Annotated in this window: 16 protein-coding genes and 1 tRNA gene; 5 read left to right on the top strand and 12 right to left on the bottom strand. The window is 54.6% G+C overall.

The window, feature by feature from the left end; genetic code table 11:
- Nucleotides 1-111: 111 nt before the first annotated feature.
- The 3 genes from AC4EYZ_RS00495 to AC4EYZ_RS00485 form a co-directional block, all read right to left on the bottom strand.
- The gene (locus tag AC4EYZ_RS00495) at nt 112-1,098 is read right to left on the bottom strand and encodes a hypothetical protein (RefSeq protein ID WP_022523668.1); all 987 of its coding nucleotides are present in this window, start codon (nt 1,096-1,098) and stop codon (nt 112-114) included.
- A 49-nt stretch (nt 1,099-1,147) separates the two neighbouring features.
- A complete protein-coding gene (locus tag AC4EYZ_RS00490; protein ID WP_022523667.1) occupies nt 1,148-1,807 on the bottom strand; it encodes a hypothetical protein in 660 nt (219 codons plus the stop codon).
- A gap of 310 nt (nt 1,808-2,117) precedes the next feature.
- Nucleotides 2,118-2,202, bottom strand: a tRNA-Leu gene (locus tag AC4EYZ_RS00485).
- Between the two features lie 83 nt (nt 2,203-2,285).
- Here AC4EYZ_RS00485 and AC4EYZ_RS00480 point away from each other — a divergent pair.
- Together AC4EYZ_RS00480 and AC4EYZ_RS00475 are read left to right on the top strand one after the other, a co-directional pair.
- On the top strand, nt 2,286-2,990 hold the full coding sequence (locus AC4EYZ_RS00480; RefSeq protein WP_022523665.1) for a ComFC family protein: 705 nt from the start codon (nt 2,286-2,288) through the stop codon (nt 2,988-2,990).
- 54 nt (nt 2,991-3,044) lie between these two features.
- Complete coding sequence (locus AC4EYZ_RS00475) at nt 3,045-4,019, top strand: serine/threonine protein kinase (RefSeq protein ID WP_009286566.1); 975 nt, start codon at nt 3,045-3,047, stop codon at nt 4,017-4,019.
- 49 nt (nt 4,020-4,068) lie between these two features.
- Here AC4EYZ_RS00475 and AC4EYZ_RS00470 read toward each other — a convergent pair whose 3' ends face one another.
- Nucleotides 4,069-4,629, bottom strand: a complete 561-nt coding sequence (locus tag AC4EYZ_RS00470; RefSeq protein ID WP_009286567.1) for a hypothetical protein — start codon at nt 4,627-4,629, stop codon at nt 4,069-4,071.
- Between the two features lie 392 nt (nt 4,630-5,021).
- On the opposite strand from AC4EYZ_RS00470, the gene folE reads away from it, so the two are divergent.
- Nucleotides 5,022-5,573 (top strand): GTP cyclohydrolase I FolE, encoded by a 552-nt coding sequence (gene folE / locus AC4EYZ_RS00465; protein ID WP_022523664.1) that lies wholly within the window; start codon nt 5,022-5,024, stop codon nt 5,571-5,573.
- 120 nt (nt 5,574-5,693) lie between these two features.
- Nucleotides 5,694-7,151 (top strand): NAD-dependent succinate-semialdehyde dehydrogenase, encoded by a 1,458-nt coding sequence (locus tag AC4EYZ_RS00460; protein WP_022523663.1) that lies wholly within the window; start codon nt 5,694-5,696, stop codon nt 7,149-7,151.
- A 152-nt stretch (nt 7,152-7,303) separates the two neighbouring features.
- On the opposite strand, the gene purH is transcribed toward AC4EYZ_RS00460, so the two are convergent.
- The 8 genes from purH to ppa form a co-directional block, all read right to left on the bottom strand.
- A complete protein-coding gene (gene purH, locus AC4EYZ_RS00455; protein WP_022523662.1) occupies nt 7,304-8,920 on the bottom strand; it encodes a bifunctional phosphoribosylaminoimidazolecarboxamide formyltransferase/IMP cyclohydrolase in 1,617 nt (538 codons plus the stop codon).
- Between the two features lie 50 nt (nt 8,921-8,970).
- The gene (gene fis / locus AC4EYZ_RS00450; RefSeq protein ID WP_022523661.1) at nt 8,971-9,339 is read right to left on the bottom strand and encodes a DNA-binding transcriptional regulator Fis; all 369 of its coding nucleotides are present in this window, start codon (nt 9,337-9,339) and stop codon (nt 8,971-8,973) included.
- Nucleotides 9,336-10,373, bottom strand: a complete 1,038-nt coding sequence (gene dusB / locus AC4EYZ_RS00445) for a tRNA dihydrouridine synthase DusB (protein WP_022523660.1) — start codon at nt 10,371-10,373, stop codon at nt 9,336-9,338. Before dusB ends, fis begins: the two co-directional genes overlap by 4 nt.
- 113 nt (nt 10,374-10,486) lie before the next feature.
- Nucleotides 10,487-11,401: a 50S ribosomal protein L11 methyltransferase gene (gene prmA / locus AC4EYZ_RS00440; protein ID WP_022523659.1), complete on the bottom strand. Its 915-nt coding sequence runs from the start codon at nt 11,399-11,401 to the stop codon at nt 10,487-10,489.
- Between the two features lie 128 nt (nt 11,402-11,529).
- Nucleotides 11,530-12,870, bottom strand: a complete 1,341-nt coding sequence (gene accC / locus AC4EYZ_RS00435; RefSeq protein ID WP_022523658.1) for an acetyl-CoA carboxylase biotin carboxylase subunit — start codon at nt 12,868-12,870, stop codon at nt 11,530-11,532.
- 31 nt (nt 12,871-12,901) lie between these two features.
- On the bottom strand, nt 12,902-13,378 hold the full coding sequence (gene accB, locus AC4EYZ_RS00430) for an acetyl-CoA carboxylase biotin carboxyl carrier protein (protein WP_022523657.1): 477 nt from the start codon (nt 13,376-13,378) through the stop codon (nt 12,902-12,904).
- A gap of 334 nt (nt 13,379-13,712) precedes the next feature.
- Nucleotides 13,713-15,587: a protein-disulfide reductase DsbD gene (gene dsbD / locus AC4EYZ_RS00425; protein ID WP_022523656.1), complete on the bottom strand. Its 1,875-nt coding sequence runs from the start codon at nt 15,585-15,587 to the stop codon at nt 13,713-13,715.
- A gap of 189 nt (nt 15,588-15,776) precedes the next feature.
- Nucleotides 15,777-16,307 carry an inorganic diphosphatase gene (gene ppa, locus AC4EYZ_RS00420; protein WP_022523655.1) on the bottom strand — a complete coding sequence of 177 codons (531 nt, stop codon included), beginning with the start codon at nt 16,305-16,307 and terminating at the stop codon, nt 15,777-15,779.
- Between the two features lie 283 nt (nt 16,308-16,590).
- Between ppa and AC4EYZ_RS00415 the strand changes: the two genes are divergently transcribed.
- The gene (locus AC4EYZ_RS00415; RefSeq protein ID WP_009286572.1) at nt 16,591-18,306 is read left to right on the top strand and encodes a bifunctional protein-serine/threonine kinase/phosphatase; all 1,716 of its coding nucleotides are present in this window, start codon (nt 16,591-16,593) and stop codon (nt 18,304-18,306) included.
- The last annotated feature ends 181 nt before the right edge of the window (nt 18,307-18,487 follow it).

Below are 18,487 nucleotides of genomic sequence, written 5' to 3'. Positions count from 1 at the left end.
CCGCCGTGGTACGGAACCGTATGCCCGGTGGTGTGAGAGGACAGGGGAGGCGACTCCCCTTCCTACTCGATTGTAGATGAGCGCGTGAACTCACTCATCTGTACATAACGCTTAAAAGTAGTCGCGGTTAATTTTGCGCTGAAAGTACATCTCAAGGCGCAGGGTCATCGCCCAGCGTGGGTCGTAGCTGGCATCGCGCTGGAAGTGTAGCTCCGGAATCACATCGGCGAATAAAATACCTTTATGAAGATCGCGGCGGTAGCGCGTCTGAAGATAGTAATTGGTCATGCGAGGATTGGACACACTTTCACCGATGGCGATAGCCGAGTAGCGCAGTGCACTGCGGCGGTTGATGCGGTGATTGATTTCGGCAACCTCACTGTACTCGAGTTTGTCTTCTTCCTCACGCCACTGGACGGTAGAGATAAAACGTAAATGGCGGCGTTTGCTCAACGGTCGGCCGACATCCCAGCGTGTGCGTGCTGAGTAGCCTTCATTGTTGAACCATGAAACGCGGTTATTTGACTCAAGCTGCCACGGCCCTTCACCCAGTTGCCACAGGCGCTCGCTGGTAAAACGCACGTAGGGGTCAAGAGGGAGGCGTAGGCGAACACCGGCACCTACTCGATTGCTCCAGTTTTCGCGTTTATCGCGGCTTTCTAGCCAATCCAGGCCGAGCGTAGAGCTGCGACGGTCACGCTGGTCATTGGCAAGGCGTCCAGAGCCCTGCTCTTCTAGGGTGCCTTGCGACTCTTCCGGGTCACTCTCGATGACCAGTCGCAGGCGATCTTCTGAGGTAGGTAGGTCAATACGGTAACGAAGGGTGGTGTCGCCGCGGGTGCCATCTCCCTCCATCCAATCAATCTCTTGGCCGAAACGCAGATAGGACTCGTTGTTGACCTGCATATGGTCGTCAGTGCCAAAGAATCCATCGATGCGGCGCGACGTGTTATCAACCCAGTTGCCTACGCTTTCACGAAACGGCTCAATGCGCTCTTCCGCCCACTCGGGTAAGTCACTATCTTCCTCTTCGGCATACACATTCGTCGAGACCGTAGTGAGTAGGCCAAGCCAGCAGAGGGTTAACAGTTTATGCATCGTCGATAGTCTCGGTAATGGGGCGTCGCCGCTTAACAATAGCGTTTATTTAGCGTGCTTTATGGGTCTCAATCTCTTTTGCCCACTCCAGCACACGCTTGCGTTGGCCGCGGCTATTGAGTCGATCCGTATCGACGCTCGCCGGGATAAGCTGGTGATTGGGTGGCGCGTTAAGGTCGAGGTTAAAGGTTCGTGACGCGCCTGTCGGCATATCCTCGGAGCCATAAATAGCGATAACGCGAATTTCAAGCTGAATATTCTGCTCTTGCAGTAGATTATCATCGATTTCCCAATAATCTTTAACCTGATTCACAATATCACCAAACGATTGAATGTTCAGATAATCCCCGGAAGCTAGCGGGCCTTGATGAGTGCGGTAGCTGGGTTCTTGTTGCTCACCTTTCTGTTGGCTACCCGTTTGCTGTTCACCACCGTGCTGCTGGTACTCCACTACGTCAAGGGAGTAACTGCCCTTTTGGGTATGCAGTACCGCTACCAGGTGTTGAACATAGATCGCTTCGCTGCTCATATTGCTGATTAAGCAGATGGAGTCCGCGCCGATACCCTTGCCGCGATTAATGATCACGCGGGGGCGACGCTGTCGCACATAGCCGTTATAAAGTAGCTGGGCGTAAAATACCCATACAAAGAGTGTGCAAATGCTCGCTACAGCCGAGATTGCCTGAGCATTATCGTTGAGCCATTCCATTATATGAGATCCTTCTCATTGTTATTGGTGTTAATCCCTGACGCGGGCTTTTGATGATAGCCATTGAGGGAGGTTGGGTAGCATTATTTAGGAATAGAGACTAGCGGAAAAGTGGGGGTAAGTCAGCCAAACCGGCCTTTGATAGAGGTAGTATTGAGCAAATAACAGACACCAAAAAAATGGCATTAAGCCATTGGTATTTTTCAAACGAAGAGAAGGTATTTTGCGAAGAATACTGACCAAAAAGCTGTTTGGAAGCTATTCAAAATACAAGGGGGTTGTGCTAACTTCTTGAAAACTAACAAGTAATTGGTGCGGATGGGGAGACTCGAACTCCCACACCTTACGGCACTAGAACCTAAATCTAGCGTGTCTACCAATTCCACCACATCCGCTAAGACGAGGCGTATATTATCAACTTTGTGATGGAAGTCAATCAATGATTTGATATTAATGCATATGGCAGTCAGGAGAGGGCATGGCATTAAAGAGGTGGCTACAGTGGGGTAGTAATTGGGTAAAGCAGGCCATGCCCGGCTACTGCGCATTTTGTTTGGCGCCGGCATCCGCAGGGCAAGGGTGGTGCGCGACCTGTTTGTACGAGCTGCCGTGGAACCTACATGCCTGCCGCCAATGCGGTGACCCCGTTGCTCATGGTACGAGCTTGTGTGGGCACTGCTTAGTTGACCCACCGGCATTTTCGACCACCCAAGCGGGGCTGTTGTATCAAGGGTTGATCAAACAGTTGGTGCATGATTTTAAATTTCATGCTTCTCCGCGGGCGGGCACACTATTGGCTGAATTGATGCTCTTAACCCCGCCGATAGACCTGGGAAACGCACTTCTATCAGTGCCTATGACTACCACGCATGCGTGCACCCGAGGATTTAACCAGTCGCACTGGTTGGCCGAACATCTCAGCCGCCAGCTTGGAATTCCCATGGTGTCGGCCAAACGGATAAAGGATTCCCCCTCCCAGCGCACGTTGAACCGCCGCCAACGGGCTGCCAACCTGGCGGGTGCCTTTGTCTTTGAATCACCGCCCCCGGCGCATTTGTTAATAATCGATGATGTGGTCACCACCGGATCCACAGGCAACGCATTAGGGCGCGCTGCGCTGGAGGCAGGTGCCAAACGTGTTGATATTTGGGCGGCCGCACGGACACCGTTAGGTAAGGATTGATAGAATAGTCTTTTCGCTTATTCATTAGCTCTTTCGCCAACCCAGGAGTGGCCTATGTCACACCCGTTTAGCTCTCTTTCGCCTGATTTAGTGATGTCTGCAGTGGAGTCGCTGGATATTTGGCCTGCAGGCGAGCCTTTTGCGCTAAATAGCTATGAAAACCGTGTACTGCTATTTCGCGATGACGATGGCAAGAACTGGATTGTTAAGTTTTATCGGCCTGATCGTTGGTCAGACAGTGCGATTCAGGAAGAGCATGATTTTCTGCAGGAGCTGGTAGATCAACAGGTGTCGGTCGTTGCCCCTTGGCGTGATAAGGCGGGGGCGTCTTTACACTATTTTAAGGGCTTTCGGTTTACGCTGTTCCCCCATTGCCCCGGCCAGGCGCCAGAGCTTGATAATCCATCGCACCTATTTGCCATGGGGGAGTTGCTGGGGCGGTTGCACCAAGTGTCAGCTAAAAAAACCTTTCAGCATCGCCCGCGTTTAGAAATGGCGAGCGGTATTCTTGATGCTCAGCAGCGCGTGCTGGCCAGCAATTGGATGAGCCGTCATCAGCGCCGGGCCTATGACCGTGTGATCGAAAAGGTTCACCAGCAGCTCCTAAAACATAATGTGCCCGCCAGCAGCATGATTCGCTGCCATGGCGACTGCCATTTGGGGAATGTGCTGGGGCGTGACGAGCAGTTTACCCTGGTCGATTTTGACGACTGCACCATGGCGCCCGCCATGCAGGATATTTGGATGCTACTGCCCACCGATGACCCGCAGGGATGGCGATCGCAGTTAAGTGAAATTACCGAAGGGTATGAAGAGACGTGCCCGTTTCCTAGCGAGCAGATGGCGCTTATCGAGCCGCTTAGGAGTTATCGGCTGATCAGGCACTCAGCGTGGCTGGTATCACGTTGGGAGGATCCCGCTTTTCCTCGGGCGTTCCCCTGGCTGGCGGATAGTGGCTACTGGGATCAGCATATCCGCCAATTAGAGCAGCAGTGCCTGCAGTTAGAGAACCCACGCTGGCTGGCGTAATGAGCTTTCAGCTCACCACTGACTTTGTTATGGCGATATTAGAACAAGGTCAATCAGGCACGGCTTCGTCGCGCGGCACAGGGTTGGCGATACCTTCTCCGTCTGCTTGGCGACGCTGTTCGTTAAGCTCTGCAGACGGATTGTCCAGTTCTTCAATCTCTACGGGTTGATCCAGTGTGAGAAGGAATGTCTGACCAGGGGAGAGTGCGCACTGTGAACCTTCGCAGGCGATACCATATTGGCCATCTTCGCCATAAGCGCTGGCGCTAAATTCGCCAGTGAAAATATCGCTGTCAGCGTCGTGTGTTTCAATACAGGTCGCCTCTTGGGTGGTAACGCGAATGCGCTCATCAACCCGTTGCGCCCTGCCTACGATAACGCAGTATTCCGGTAAAGAGTGTGAGGCGCTAGCAGCCTGAGTAGGGTGTAGCAAAATATCGTTAAGGCGCGTTTGGTTTGATTCAAACGCAAGCTCTTCCACAACCTCTACGCCGACGGTTGCTTCATTGGGCAGCGAAAGCGTAGCGTCTGCAGCGGTAGCCAAGAGCGGTGTAGCAAGAAAGGGGGCTGCAAGGGCGGTTAACCACAAAGGCGTTGGCTTGAATGACATGGCGAGCTCTCAATGTTGGCGCCTGCAATAAAGGCAGTTAAATAAAAACGCTTTATTATATCACAGGCATTGGGGGGACAAATTGCGTGGCGCGGCGCTCTGACGCAGTTCAAGGCTGCGCAAAAAAGCCCCTGAGTGAGGGCCAGCAGTTTTCGTACAAAGCCTGGGGAGCCACAGGCAGCCTAGATGCGGTAAAATACACTCTTTGCTTAATACTCGTTGTGCAGTGCTTTTTTAAAGTATACCTTTTGTACAATGAAGGTGGTGGATGACGCTGATTAATGTCCTCCTAATAATGATGTTACTTTTTCATGCGCAAAAGGGGATGACCTTGGTGACCACCTGGAAGCGATTGCGCATCGTTTTTGAGATAGCTATTGATGAGGCTAAATATGTCCGATGATATCGCCGAGCACTACCGCCAGATAATCTCAGCACTTGGCGAAGACCCCGCCCGGGAAGGTCTGCGAGATACGCCTAAACGTGCGGCCAAGGCCATGCAGTTTCTCAATGCGGGCTACACTCAGTCATTGGACGACATTATCAATGGGGCGGTGTTTGAGTCGCAAACGGATGAGATGGTGTTGGTAAAAGACATTGAGCTCTACTCAATGTGCGAGCACCACCTGTTACCGTTCATAGGCAAATGCCATATCGCCTATTTGCCTAACGGCAAAGTGTTGGGGCTATCTAAATTTGCCAGAATCGTCGATATGTATGCTCGCCGTATGCAGATTCAGGAGAACCTAACCCGCGAGATTGCAGAGGCGGTGCAGGAAGTGACCGAGGCAAAGGGTGTTGCTGTGGTTATTGAAGCGCGGCACCTCTGCATGATGATGCGTGGCGTGGAGAAGCAAAACTCCAGCATGACATCGTCTGTCATGCTGGGTGGATTTCGTCAAAACCAAGCAACCCGGCAAGAATTTTTAATGCTCATTAGCTAACGTGTACGGTTGTCATTGACCGATTATGCACGCCGTAAATTTGGTTTAAAGGGGTGTTTCGTCTTAGCATGAAGACGTTAATGAGCCTACAAGGCCATCATTTTTGGTCAGGAGCCTGTCATGGAAGCGCTTAAAGAAACACAGCTATATTGCCCCTTTGCCTATATTGACGGCAGTTGGGTCGCGGCAGATAGCGGTGAGCAGATCACGGTATTGAATCCGGCCACCGGTGAAGCGATTGGCGATATACCTCGCTTGGGTAAAGCCGAAACCGAGCGGGCCATTGATGCGGCGGACGCTGCGCTACCGGCTTGGCGGGCGTTGACTGCTCAAGAACGCGCTGACTTGCTGATGAAGTGGCACGACCTGATGTTGGAGCATCAGCAGGATTTAGCCATGCTGATGACATTTGAGCAGGGCAAGCCACTTAAAGAAGCCGCGGGCGAAATTGCCTATGCAGCCAGCTTCTTACGCTGGTTTGCCGAGGAGGCGCGGCGCGTTTATGGCGAAACGATTCCCGCGGCTAACGCCAATCAACGCATTGTGGTTGCCAAGCAGCCAGTCGGTGTTGTTGGTGCGATCACGCCCTGGAATTTCCCTGCGGCGATGATTACCCGTAAAGCCGGGGCTGCATTGGCTGCTGGCTGCACGATAGTGGTGAAGCCCGCTAGCCAAACGCCGTTTTCCGCAACAGCCTTGGCGCTGTTGGCTGAGCGGGCAGGCATCCCACGCGGCGTCTTTAATGTGGTGCCAGGTAGCGCTAGCGATATTGCCCAAGCGATGACCCAATCTCCCAAAGTGCGCAAGATCACCTTTACGGGTTCGACTGAAGTGGGGCGCAAGCTGATGGCTCAAGCGGCGGAACATATCCAAAAAATATCGCTAGAGCTAGGCGGCAATGCGCCCTTTATCGTGTTTGAGGATGCCGATTTAGACGCCGCTGTGGAAGGCGCCATGGCCGCTAAATTCCGTAACGCCGGGCAAACCTGTGTCTGCACTAATCGCTTCCTGGTTCAGTCCAGTGTAATTAACGCCTTTTGTGAAAAGCTGGCTGTTGCCATGAACAGCGAGCTGCATGTGGGTGATGGCACCAAGCCCAATATTAATATTGGGCCGCTTATCGATGAAAATGCTGTTAAGAAAGTCAGTGAGCATGTGCAGGACGCCATTGATAATGGCGCTGAGCTGCTGTTAGGTGGGCATCCGCACCCGCTGGGCGGTAATTTCTTCACGCCTACGCTGATCAGTTTTGCCACTGACAAGATGAAGGTGGCCCACGAAGAGACCTTTGGCCCGCTAGCTGCTGTCTTCCCGTTTGATGATGAAGAGACCGCTATTGAGATGGCCAACGATACCCAGTATGGCCTGGCGTCTTATTTCTACTCCCGTGATCTTGCGCGCGTATGGCGTGTCGCCGAGGCGCTGGAGTACGGTATGGTGGGTATTAATACTGGCGCCATTTCTAACGCTGCTGCGCCCTTTGGGGGGGTAAAAGCCTCGGGCCTAGGCCGCGAAGGTGGTCATCAGGGCTTGGAAGAGTATCTGGAAACCAAGTATCTGTGTATTGATCTGGGCTGAAAGGCTCAATATTGGCTAGAAACTCGATATTGAGTCGATAGGCAGTGATTGATTAGCGTTTATTGATGATAGTAAGAAAGCCCCTTAGGCATGCTCCTATCAAAAGAGCGCCTAAGGGGCTTTGTGTTTCTAATCTGGGTTATTTAGCGGACTTAGTGGCGGAAGTGGCGCATACCGGTAAATACCATGGCAATGCCTGCTTCGTTGGCGGCGTCGATCACTTCCTGATCACGCATGGAACCACCGGGCTGAATAACCGCGGTAATACCTGCCGCTGCGGCAGCATCGATGCCGTCACGGAAAGGGAAGAAAGCATCAGACGCCATCACCGAGCCGGGAACCGAAAGGCCTTCGTCTGCGGCCTTGATGCCTGCAATTTTAGCCGAATAAACACGGCTCATTTGACCCGCGCCAACGCCCACCGTTTGGCCCTCTTTGGCATACACAATGGCGTTGGACTTAACGAATTTAGCTACCCGCCAAGCAAAAGCAAGGTCACGCAGTTCCTGCTCGCTGGGAGCGCGCTGACTGACCACGGTCAATTCGTCGCGGGTGACCATTCCGTCGTCACGTTCTTGCACCAGCAAGCCGCCGTTGACGCGCTTAAAGTCTAGTGCAGGCTGTTGCTCGCCGGGCCAGTGAGCGCTGACGTCCAGTAAGCGTACGTTTTGCTTATTAGCCACGATTGCGGCAGCTTCATCGCTGACGCCCGGGGCAATAATCACCTCAACAAACTGGCGGTCAATAATCGCCTGGGCGGTTTCGGCTTCCAGCGGCGTATTGAAGGCGATAATGCCGCCAAACGCGCTGGTAGGGTCGGTGGCAAAGGCTTTGTCGTAAGCTGTTAAGGCGGTTGCACCAATGGCGACGCCGCAAGGGTTGGCATGCTTAACAATCACGCAGGCCGTCTCGCTAAACGCTTTTACGCATTCAAATGCAGCGTCGGTATCGGCGACGTTGTTATACGAGAGGGGTTTGCCCTGAAGCATTTTTGCTGTGGCAACGCTGGGTTCGCTTGCCTGGGGGTCAACGTAGAAAGCTGCCTTTTGGTGCGGGTTTTCGCCGTACCGCATATCCTGCTTTTTCTCGAGCTGCAGGTTAAAGGTGCGTGGGAACGCTTCATCAGCGGCATTGACCTTACGGCCTAGGTAGTCAGCAATCGCGCCGTCATAACCGGCGGTGTGCTCAAAGGCTTTAACCGCTAAGTCAAAGCGCGTAGCGCTACTGACCTGACCATCTTGGGCGGCCAGCTCGCCCAGCACTCGCGCGTAGTCACTGCTATTGACGACGATAGTGGTGTAGGCGTGATTTTTGGCGCAGGCGCGAACCATGGTGGGGCCGCCGATATCGATATTCTCGATAGCATCTTCAAGTGTGCAGTCGGGCTTGGCTACCGTGGCGGCAAAGGGGTAGAGATTGACCACCACCATGTCGATCGGCGTAATATCGTTCTCAGCCATGACCGCATCATCCTGGCCGCGACGAGCCAAGATGCCGCCGTGAATTTTCGGGTGCAGCGTTTTAACGCGGCCATCCATGATTTCGGGGAAGCCTGTGTGCTCAGACACTTCTTTCACGGCAATAGCATTTTCTTGCAGTAGACGGAAGGTGCCACCAGTGGAGAGGAGTTCAACACCGTGCTCAGTGAGGCCCCGAGCAAATTCCACAATGCCGGTTTTATCAGAAACGCTCAGCAGGGCGCGGCGGACGGGAGTGGCGTTGCTGTCAGTCAGGGAAGGATTATCAGCCATGAGAGGGGTATCAGCCATTTAGAGTGCTCGTGTGCAGAGTCGAGAATTAAAAACAACAACGCCCCTGGTTATGGGGCGTCACCTTCGATAAGTCCGTATAGCTTGAGTTTTTTGCGCAGGGTGCCACGGTTTAGCCCTAGCGCATCGGCGGCACGGGTCTGATTGCCGTCGGTGTGCTCCAAGACGCAGGCAAGTAAAGGCGCCTCAACTTCGGCCATCACCATGGCGTATAGATCGGTCGCCTGGCTGCCATCTAAATGTTCAAAGTAGCGTCGCATGGCCGTTTCCACTGCCTCCCGAAGCGGCTGCGGCGGTGAGTTGGCTGCAGGATCCGCTAGCGTGCCTGCTAAATGGGAGTAACTATCGCTGGAGCCGACATCATTGGAATAGCTATCGCTTGAATAGGTGTCGCTAGAGAGAAGATCGCGTTCGGTCATGCAGCATGGTTTCCTTTGGCTAGCAAACGCGAGGCGGCGCCGGGGGCCATCGCGTCGTTGATCCAATCAAATTGCGTTTCAGGTGACGCTAACGCATTGAACTGCTGCTTAAGCGCGCGCTGTTGGGGCGGCGTAAAGCGTTGGTCATCGCTGAGGTACCAGCCGACATGCTTGCGCGCGATACGTACACCCATGGTGGTGCCATAAAACTCATGCAGCGCTTCAACGTGCCCGTGGAGCACTTGGTGACGCTCCGAAAGACTTGGCAGTGCCATCCGCTCTCCATGCTGGAGGTAGTGGCTGATCTGTTGAAATATCCATGGGTTGCCCTGCGCAGCGCGGCCTACCATCACGGCATCAGCGCCGGTATAAGCGAGTACCTCGGCGGCTTTTTCCGGACTTGTTATGTCGCCGTTGGCAATCACCGGGATCGATAGGTGAGACTTAATCTCGGCAATTGTGTCGTACTCTGCTTTTCCAGTATAGCGCTGCTGGCGATGACGGCCATGTATCGCTAACGATTGAATGCCGGCTGACTCGGCGAGCCGGGCAATGCGCAGGGCGTTGTTGGATTCGGCACACCAGCCCGTGCGTATTTTTAGCGTCACGGGTATATCAACTGCTGCCACTACTTCATCGAGAATTTCGGCCACCAAGGCTTCATCTCGAAGGAGCGCCGACCCTGCCGCCTTGTTACATACTTTTTTAGCCGGGCAGCCCATATTGATATCGATAATCTGGGCGCCCAGCTCGGCATTCAAGCGCGCCGCCTGGGCGAGCATTTCAGCGTCGCCTCCGGCAATTTGCACCACTCGCGGGTCAGGTTCACCGCGGTGATCCATGCGCAGCTGCGATTTACGAGTATGCCACAAACTAGGGTCTGAAGTGACCATTTCGCCCACTACCCAGCCAGCCCCAAGCCGCCGGCATAGCTGGCGAAAAGGTCGGTCAGTGACGCCAGCCATGGGCGCAAGCATTACTCGATTAGGTAATGCAAACGGGCCAATGCTGGCAGGTAGTGTGGTTAACGTCATGGCGTCAGACTTTGTTGGTTTTAAGCTATGGGTGCAGTGCTAACGGCGAGTAGGCGTTTCAAGGAGGCGTATGATACGCCTACTCGGTGGTGGGGTGAAGGCCAATTGCCGCTTTAACGTGGACGCAAGCCACTAAGCCGCACCCAGCCTTCGCGAATCACCGGTTCATCCATAGCAATGCCTTGCGCTGCATAGGCCTCGTAAACCTCATTGGCCTGGTTTGCCAACACCCCCGATAGCGCAATGCGCCCACCTGGCGCCACGTGCCCGGCAATCATTGGCGCTAGTTCGACCAGCGGCCCCGCTAAAATATTGGCGGTTACGATAGGATAGTCACCGCCGTCGCTTAACTGCTCAGGGTAGTAGAGGTTTAGGTCCGGCTCGGCAATACCATTCCGTTCGGCGTTGTCTCGGCTGGCCTGCAGCGCCTGGGGATCAATGTCGGTGGCGTCGGCGTGGCTAGCGCCCAGTTTGAGCGCGGCGATAGCGAGAATGCCAGAACCGCAACCCACATCCAGTACGGTTTGCTGGGCCAAGTGGCCAGCCACGGCGAGCTCGTCCAGCCACTCCAGGCACAGCGCTGTGGTGGGGTGCGTACCGGTACCAAAGGCGAGGCCCGGGTCGAGTATCAGGTTAACGGCGTCGGCCTCGGGTGGTTCGTGCCAGCTGGGTACAATCCACAGGCGTTGACCCATGCGCAGCGGCGTGAAGTCATCCATCCACTCGCGCTCCCAATCTCGATCAGCTAGCAGCTCATACTCGATGGTCGGGCAGGGCTCACCAGGCATCTGCTCTGACCAGGCGGCCTCGATACGCTCCAGCATGCTCTCGACCCCCTCCAGGTCATCGTATAAGCCGGTAAGGATGGTATCTTCCCACAGCGGTGTGGTGCCACGCTCTGGCTCAAATACCGGATCATCGTGGGCATCCTGAAGACCAATAGCCGTTGCGCCTTCGTCAAGCAGTAGTTCTTCTAGGAACTCTGCCTGTTCGGGGGCGACGTGGGCTTTGAGTTGAAGCCAGGGCATGGAGGTTCTCCGCAAGGCGAATTAAAGATAAATACAGTACAGACACATGGAGTAAAGACAAGGACGGGGTGGACATGGCCACCCCGCTGGGTATCACACAGTGCGCTGGAAAGCGCTTGGCTGCTGCATTAGCTGCCGAGTTTCTTTTCCAGGTAGTGAATGTTGACACCGCCTTGACGGAAGTAGCTGTCGCGAACCAAATCCTTTTGCAAGTCGATATTGGTTTTAATGCCTTCCACCAGTAGCTCGTCGAGGGCGTTACGCATCCGTGTCAGGGCTATTTCACGATCCGCGCCCCAGGTGATCAGTTTGCCGATCAGAGAGTCATAGTGCGGCGGCACGGTGTAGCCGGTATAGAGATGGGAATCCATCCGCACGCCGAGGCCACCCGGTGCGTGAAACAGCGTTACCTTGCCGGGAGACGGCATAAAGGTACGCGAGTCTTCGGCGTTAATACGGCACTCGAAGGAGTGGCCGTTGAGTTGCACATCTTCCTGGCGAATCGACAGCGGCAGGCCTGAGGCAATACGCAACTGCTCTTTGACGATATCCACGCCAGTGACCATTTCGGTGACCGGGTGCTCGACCTGAACGCGGGTATTCATCTCGATGAAGAAGTATTCGCCATCTTCATACAAGAATTCAAAGGTGCCCGCACCACGGTAGTTGATCTTGATACATGCCTGGCGGCACGCTTCAAGCACCTGAGCACGGGCGTCTGGGTCAAGGCCTGGTGCCGGGGCTTCTTCAAGCACTTTCTGGTGACGACGTTGCAGCGAGCAGTCGCGGTCATAAAGATGGATCGCGTTACCCTGGCCGTCGGCTAATACTTGTACTTCCACGTGGCGCGGCTTCTCAAGGAATTTTTCCATGTAGACCGTGCCGTCACCGAAGGCGGCGTGGGCTTCAGTGCGAGTAACGGTAATCGCTGAAAGCAGATGGCCTTCAGTGTGCACCACGCGCATACCACGACCGCCACCGCCAGAGGCAGCCTTAATGATCACCGGGTAGCCAATGCGACGTGCCGTGGCGAGATTCGTTGCGTCATCATCACCCAAGGGACCGTCTGAGCCTGGCACCGTGGGAACGCCCGCTTCCTTCATCGACTGGATGGCGCTGACTTTGTCGCCCATCAGACGAATCGTCTCGGCGCGGGGGCCAATAAAGGTAAAGCCTGAGCGCTCAACCTGTTCAGCAAAGTTGGCGTTTTCAGACAAAAAGCCATAGCCGGGGTGAATGGCGGTCGAGTCGGTGACTTCGGCTGCACTGATTAGGGCCGGAATGTTTAAGTAAGACTGCGCTGACGATGCCGGGCCAATACACACGGCTTCATCCGCCAGGCGAACGTGCATCAGTTCACGATCAGCTTTGGAGTGTACCGCTACGGTTTTGATGCCGAGTTCTTTACAGGCCCGTAGGATACGGAGGGCAATCTCGCCGCGGTTGGCGATAAGTACCTTGTCCAGCATGGGAGAGTCCACCCGTGTTGAAAATGAAAGATTAAGCGATAACGATCATGGGTTGATCGAATTCTACAGGCTCGCCATCTTCCACCAGGATGGCTTCCACTACACCGTCACGGTCAGCTTCAATCTGGTTCATCATTTTCATGGCTTCAATGATGCATACAGTGTCACCTTGTTTGACGCTATCGCCGACTTCCACAAACGATTTGGCGCCCGGCGCTGGGCTGCGGTAGAAGGTGCCTACCATGGGAGAGTTGACTGCCTCGCCACGGTAGCTTGCGCCCTGAGGCTCTGCTTCAGCAGCCGGTGCTGATGCTGGAGCGCCCGCTGCGGGGGGAGCCGGCGCATAGCCAGGTTGCTGCGCATACTGCGGCATCGGCTGTGGCTGCCACGAAGCGCCATTAGGGTGACGACTGATGCGGACTGACTCTTCGCCTTCCTGAATTTCAATCTCGCTAATATTGGATTCTTCGAGTAGCTCAATCAGTTTCTTAACTTTGCGGATATCCATGGCATAGCCCCATCAATGTCATAAAAGGTAGTCACAAAGCGCGCGAGCATAAGTGCAGGAAGCTCTTTATGGCGCGTACGTTGCGCAGTAAACCAAATTTAAAAATGAAGAGAACGCTGCATGTTAGCGAACGTTACCCCGTTCTCACCGTTAAAAAAGCAAGTTTTTAGCTAATATGGGAGCGGAGTTTGCCGAAAAAGTGCCAGGATGTCCAGCAACTGCCTACGCCAACGTCCAAGCCATCATGTAGTTAAGAATTAAACAACTGTTTGACGATGTTCGCGTCAGAAAGCGGCTTTAGTGCCTCAATGAGTAGCCAGCATAGGGTTTGAGCTTAGCTATTTGCTAGCCACTGGCTTACTGACTCCAGATGTTCGCGCAACTGATCGGCGGTCACTTCGCCTTGAATGCGTGCGTCGCGAATCTCCTCACCCTGGCTGAAAAAGAGCAGGCTGGGTGGGCCGAAAAGATTATATTGGTTGAGCAACTCACGGCTTTGAGAGTCCGTGCGGGTGACGTCGGCGGCGATCAAGGTGTAATCATTAAGCGCTGCGACGACCTGCGGGTCGGGGTAAACATCCCGCTCCAGCAGCTTGCATGAAATACACCAGTCGGCGGTAAAGTGGACAAAGACGGGCTGGTTGGCGTCTTCAGCTTGTGCAATAGCCGCTTCAAGCTCAGTTAAGCTGTTGACCTCGATGAAGTCGAGTGCTTCTGCCTGAGGTTCGCCGGAAATGCTGGAGGTTGCCGCCAGGGGGCGCAAGGGGTTACTGCCCCCCTGAGCGGCGCCAATCACCAACACTATCCCCCAAGCTAGCAGCATAAGCCCCAGCGTTTGGCGTGCCCGCGGCCACCCCTGCGGCTGATTGAAATTCAGCGCCCCAAGTGCCAGTGCCGTGCCGATAGCAAGGGCTGCCCATAGCAGCAGCGCAATAGGCGCGGACACTAAACGCTCGATCATCCAAATCGCTACGCCCAGCAGCAAAAGGCCAAAGGCAATTTTTACGCCGTTCATCCAGGCGCCGGAACGGGGCAGCAGCGTGGCGCCAAAGGTACCGACCAAAAGCAGTGGCACGCCCATGCCCATGCCCAGCGCAAACAGCACCGCGCCGCCCATCGCGGCATCCCCTGTTGAAGAGATAAACACCAGCGTACCGGCCAAAGGCGCCGTTACACAGGGCGATACCACCAAGACCGAGAGGGCACCAGCCAGCGCTAGGCCGCCCGGGCCACTGCGCTGAGCGCGTGCCTGCCAAGCGTCAACACGGTTGGCTAAACGAGGCGATAGATTGAGGTTAAATGCCCCAAACATGGCCAGGGCAAATAGCGTGAAGAGCACTGCAAAGATGATCAATACCGGTGCTGACTGCAGTCGCGCCTGAAGATTAAGCCCGGCGCCAAACAGTCCCATTAACACCCCGACCAGGGCGTAGGTCAGCGCCATGCCGAGCACATAGCTTAACGAAAGGGCAAAGGCGCGGGGGCGTGTGGGATTCTGGCCAACCACGATCGATGACAAAATTGGAATCATCGGCAACACGCAGGGGGTAAAGGTAAGCCCCAGGCCAGCAATAAAAAACAGCCCCAGCGCCAGTGGTAGGCTAGCATCGCTAATCAAAGCGCTAAAGCGGCTATCTTCGCTTTTGGGGGCGGCGAAACCATTCTGTTCAGAGGTGTTAGCGGCTGAAGTGTTGGCTGCTGGACTGGATGCCGTACTATCGGCTTGCCAATCGGAAAACTGGCTGGGGGGTTGGGTTTCGCTGGCCTCTAGGGTTGTTTGCTCTGGAGGGTAGCAGAGCCCGGCATCTGCGCAGCCTTGAAAGGTCAGGGCAATATTGAGCGGGCCTGAGTAGGGTGCTTTCAGCGGTACTTCAAACACTACCTGATCGCGGAACACATACACATCGCCCATAAACTCATCGTTGGTAAAGATGCCTTGGGGGATAATGGGGTCGCCGAGACTGACATCCTCCGTTTGGCTGACTACCGCGAACTGGTGGCGATATAGGTAGTACTCATCTGCGATATCCATGCCGATATAGAGCGTATCGCCATCATGCCAAGCAGTCGGCTGAAAGGCTTCCATAACCGGCAAAAATTCATCTTGGTTGCTAGACGATGAAAACCATTGGGCGTTTGCACTTAGCGGTAGCAAGCCAAGAAAGAAAATCAATAATGTAAACAGGCTCAGGCGTTTAAGAGATAACACGGTGCGTCCTTAATCAATGGCATCGCAATGAAAGGCGAACAGCATACCGCAACCTTAAGTCCCTGGCGTATACGCTGCGGTGACGTGACGCGGCCCCTAACAGTGCCTTAATCCTACGCATATAAAAAGACCGCCTGAAGGCGGCCTTTTATCCCATTGGCGGCAGAAAAATACACCGCAAGGAGATTGTTACGCTTTTTGATAGGCGGTTACGGACTTTTCAATCGCCTTACGCGCAGCGTCAGCACCTTCCCATGACTCAACCTTTACCCATTTGCCTTTCTCGAGATCTTTGTAGTTCTCAAAGAAGTGAGCAATTTGCTGGCGCAGTAGCTCAGGCAGGTCGGTAACTTCGTGGACATCGTCGTAGAGCGAGCTTAGCTTGGCATGGGGTACGCAGATCAACTTCGCATCTTCACCGGCTTCGTCGGTCATGTTCAGAATGCCTACCGGGCGCGCGCGAATAATGCTGCCAGGTTGAACCGGGTGCGGGGTAACCACCAAGGCGTCCAGCGCATCGCCATCGTCGGCGAGGGTATGCGGGATAAAGCCGTAATTGGCGGGGTAGAACATGGGAGTGGCCATAAAGCGGTCAACGAGTAGCGCGCCCATGTCCTTATCAATTTCATATTTGATCGGGTCGTGGTTGGCTGGAATTTCGATCACCACGTAAACGTCGTTGGGGAGATCCTTTCCAGCAGGGATATTATCGAAGTTCATCGTTGATTCCTTGGTAGTGCTGTGGCTAGAGTCGTGCCGTGGTTAGGCAAACGTGTCAGAGTCGTTTATGGCGGAGAATTATACGAACATGACTGCACGATTACCAATGCGACATAGGTTGCTCGTGGGTGATCATTCATATGTCCTGCCATTTGGACGAATACGATAGAGACGTTTGGTGGGCATCGTTTCTGTTCCGCTGCGTGTATCATAGCCAGAGTTTATCAATAGTGTTGGTTGGCAGTGATGTCCCTCGATCGAGTCGGCAGCCTAGGAGGATGACTTGTCGCACGCCCAGTTGCTCATTAGTTATGGTCAAGCGTTTGTCGCGCCCGATCGGCGCCTGCATCGCAGTTCAATGTCAGTTCGCTTTCCTGAAGCACCGCTGCTTCGCGCCAAAGGCGGCTGTGCGGTGATCAGCGACTCCATTTCACGCAATACCATGGCCAAACAGGCCGGTGATATCAGCGTACGCGGCTTCCTGGCCGACTACTTCTCCACCCCCGATCACTGGGACGTAAAAACCTCTGCCACCCGCGTACTGCGCGCGCTTAATAGCTGGTGCTACAGCCAAAGCCAGCATGTGAAAGAGGGTAGTTTTGTTTCATCCATGTCGGCGATGGTGTTTCGTGGCCGTGAAGCCCACCTGTTCCATATGGGCGATACGCTGGTCTTTCGCTTACGGGGTGCCGAGTTTGAACAGCTAAGCCGCGACCATGTGACTGATTTAGGTGGCTATCGTTATCCTTCACGGGCACTGGGTCTGGATGGCAGCGTCGATATCGATTACACCCACATTGCGCTTAAGCAGGGCGATCTGTTTCTGTTCACTACCCAGGGCGTGCGCGGCACGCTGCTACCTTCCGACTATGTGCGCTTGATTCGCCAGGATGCCAGTGATCTGGATGCCGCCTGCGAGCGGCTAGCTGATGAGGCGAAGCAGCGCGCCCAGGAGCGTGGCTATGGCGGTGATCAGTTCTGCTTTCAGCTGGTACGTATCGATGAATTACCCGATGAGGTCGCCGAGCACCCGGGGCAGCTCTACGGTGATCTACCCATTCCCCCTGAGCTGGCGCCGGGTGAGCGTTTAGATGGCCTGGAGGTTCTCGCCGTGCTATCGCGAACGGCGCAGTCGCGGGTGTACCGTGTCCGTGATGTGCATAGCGAACGGGAAATGGTCATGAAAGCGCCCAGCCCCGAGCTCTCGTTGCGCAATGCCTATCTTGAGCACTTTCTGCTCCAGCAGTGGGTAGTGGAGCGGGTTAACTCCCCCTTTGTGGTTAAGGTGATGGAACCATCTCGGCCACGACGCTACCTCTATTATCTGATGCAGCATATTGAAGGCGAGACGCTGCGGCAGTGGGCAGAGCGCCATCCTCAAGCCAGCCTGACCCAGCGCCTGGACATTGCCAATCAGTTGGGTAAAGCGGTGCAAGCGCTGCATCATCGGGACATTATTCATCAGCAGATCAATCCCGATAATATTTTGATCGACCCTCACGGCAAGCTCGTGCTCACCGATTTTAGTGCCTGCCATATGCGTGATGGGGAAGGGCATCGCCACTCAGGTGAGTTGCTCAGGCAGATTGGCTTTAACGAACACAGCGCACCTGAGTATGCCTTGGGCGACAGCATCGGTCGGCGTAGTGATCAGTACTCGCTAGCCTCCACTACTTACTGGCTATTGACCGGTGCGTTACCTTATACACTGACTCCCAACAGGCTGCGCAGCCATACCGACCTCGAAGAGTTGACCTATCGCAGCGCGCGAACCACCAATCCTGAAATCTCTCAGGAATTAGACGATGCACTACGCCGCGCCTTGGATCCACAAAGGGCGTTGCGGTTTAGGCGTATGTCCGAGTTTTTGCATGCGCTTAGGGTGCCGCTCGGGCGGCTGCCCAATCGGGAAGAGAGCCGCCAGGAGCCGCGGCGTTTCTGGCAGGGTGTAGCGGGAATTCTGTTATTGCTGCTAGTGCTTTCCTGGTTGCTACGCTAACTCCAAGTAGTAAAGGTGGATAAATAAGATTATGTCATTGCGAGGAGCGAAGCGACGCGGGAATCTAAGTGTATTGTGGCAGCCAACCCCGAGATTGCTTCACTGCGTTCGCAATGACATAAGGGTAGGTCATTGCGAGGAGTGAAGCGACGAAGCAATCTCAGTTCGCAATGACCGGTGA

The organism is Vreelandella sp. 162(4c), assembly GCF_058152265.1.
The sequence above is the reverse complement of the archived record's forward strand: the minus strand, read 5'-3'. Positions and strand labels throughout refer to the sequence as shown.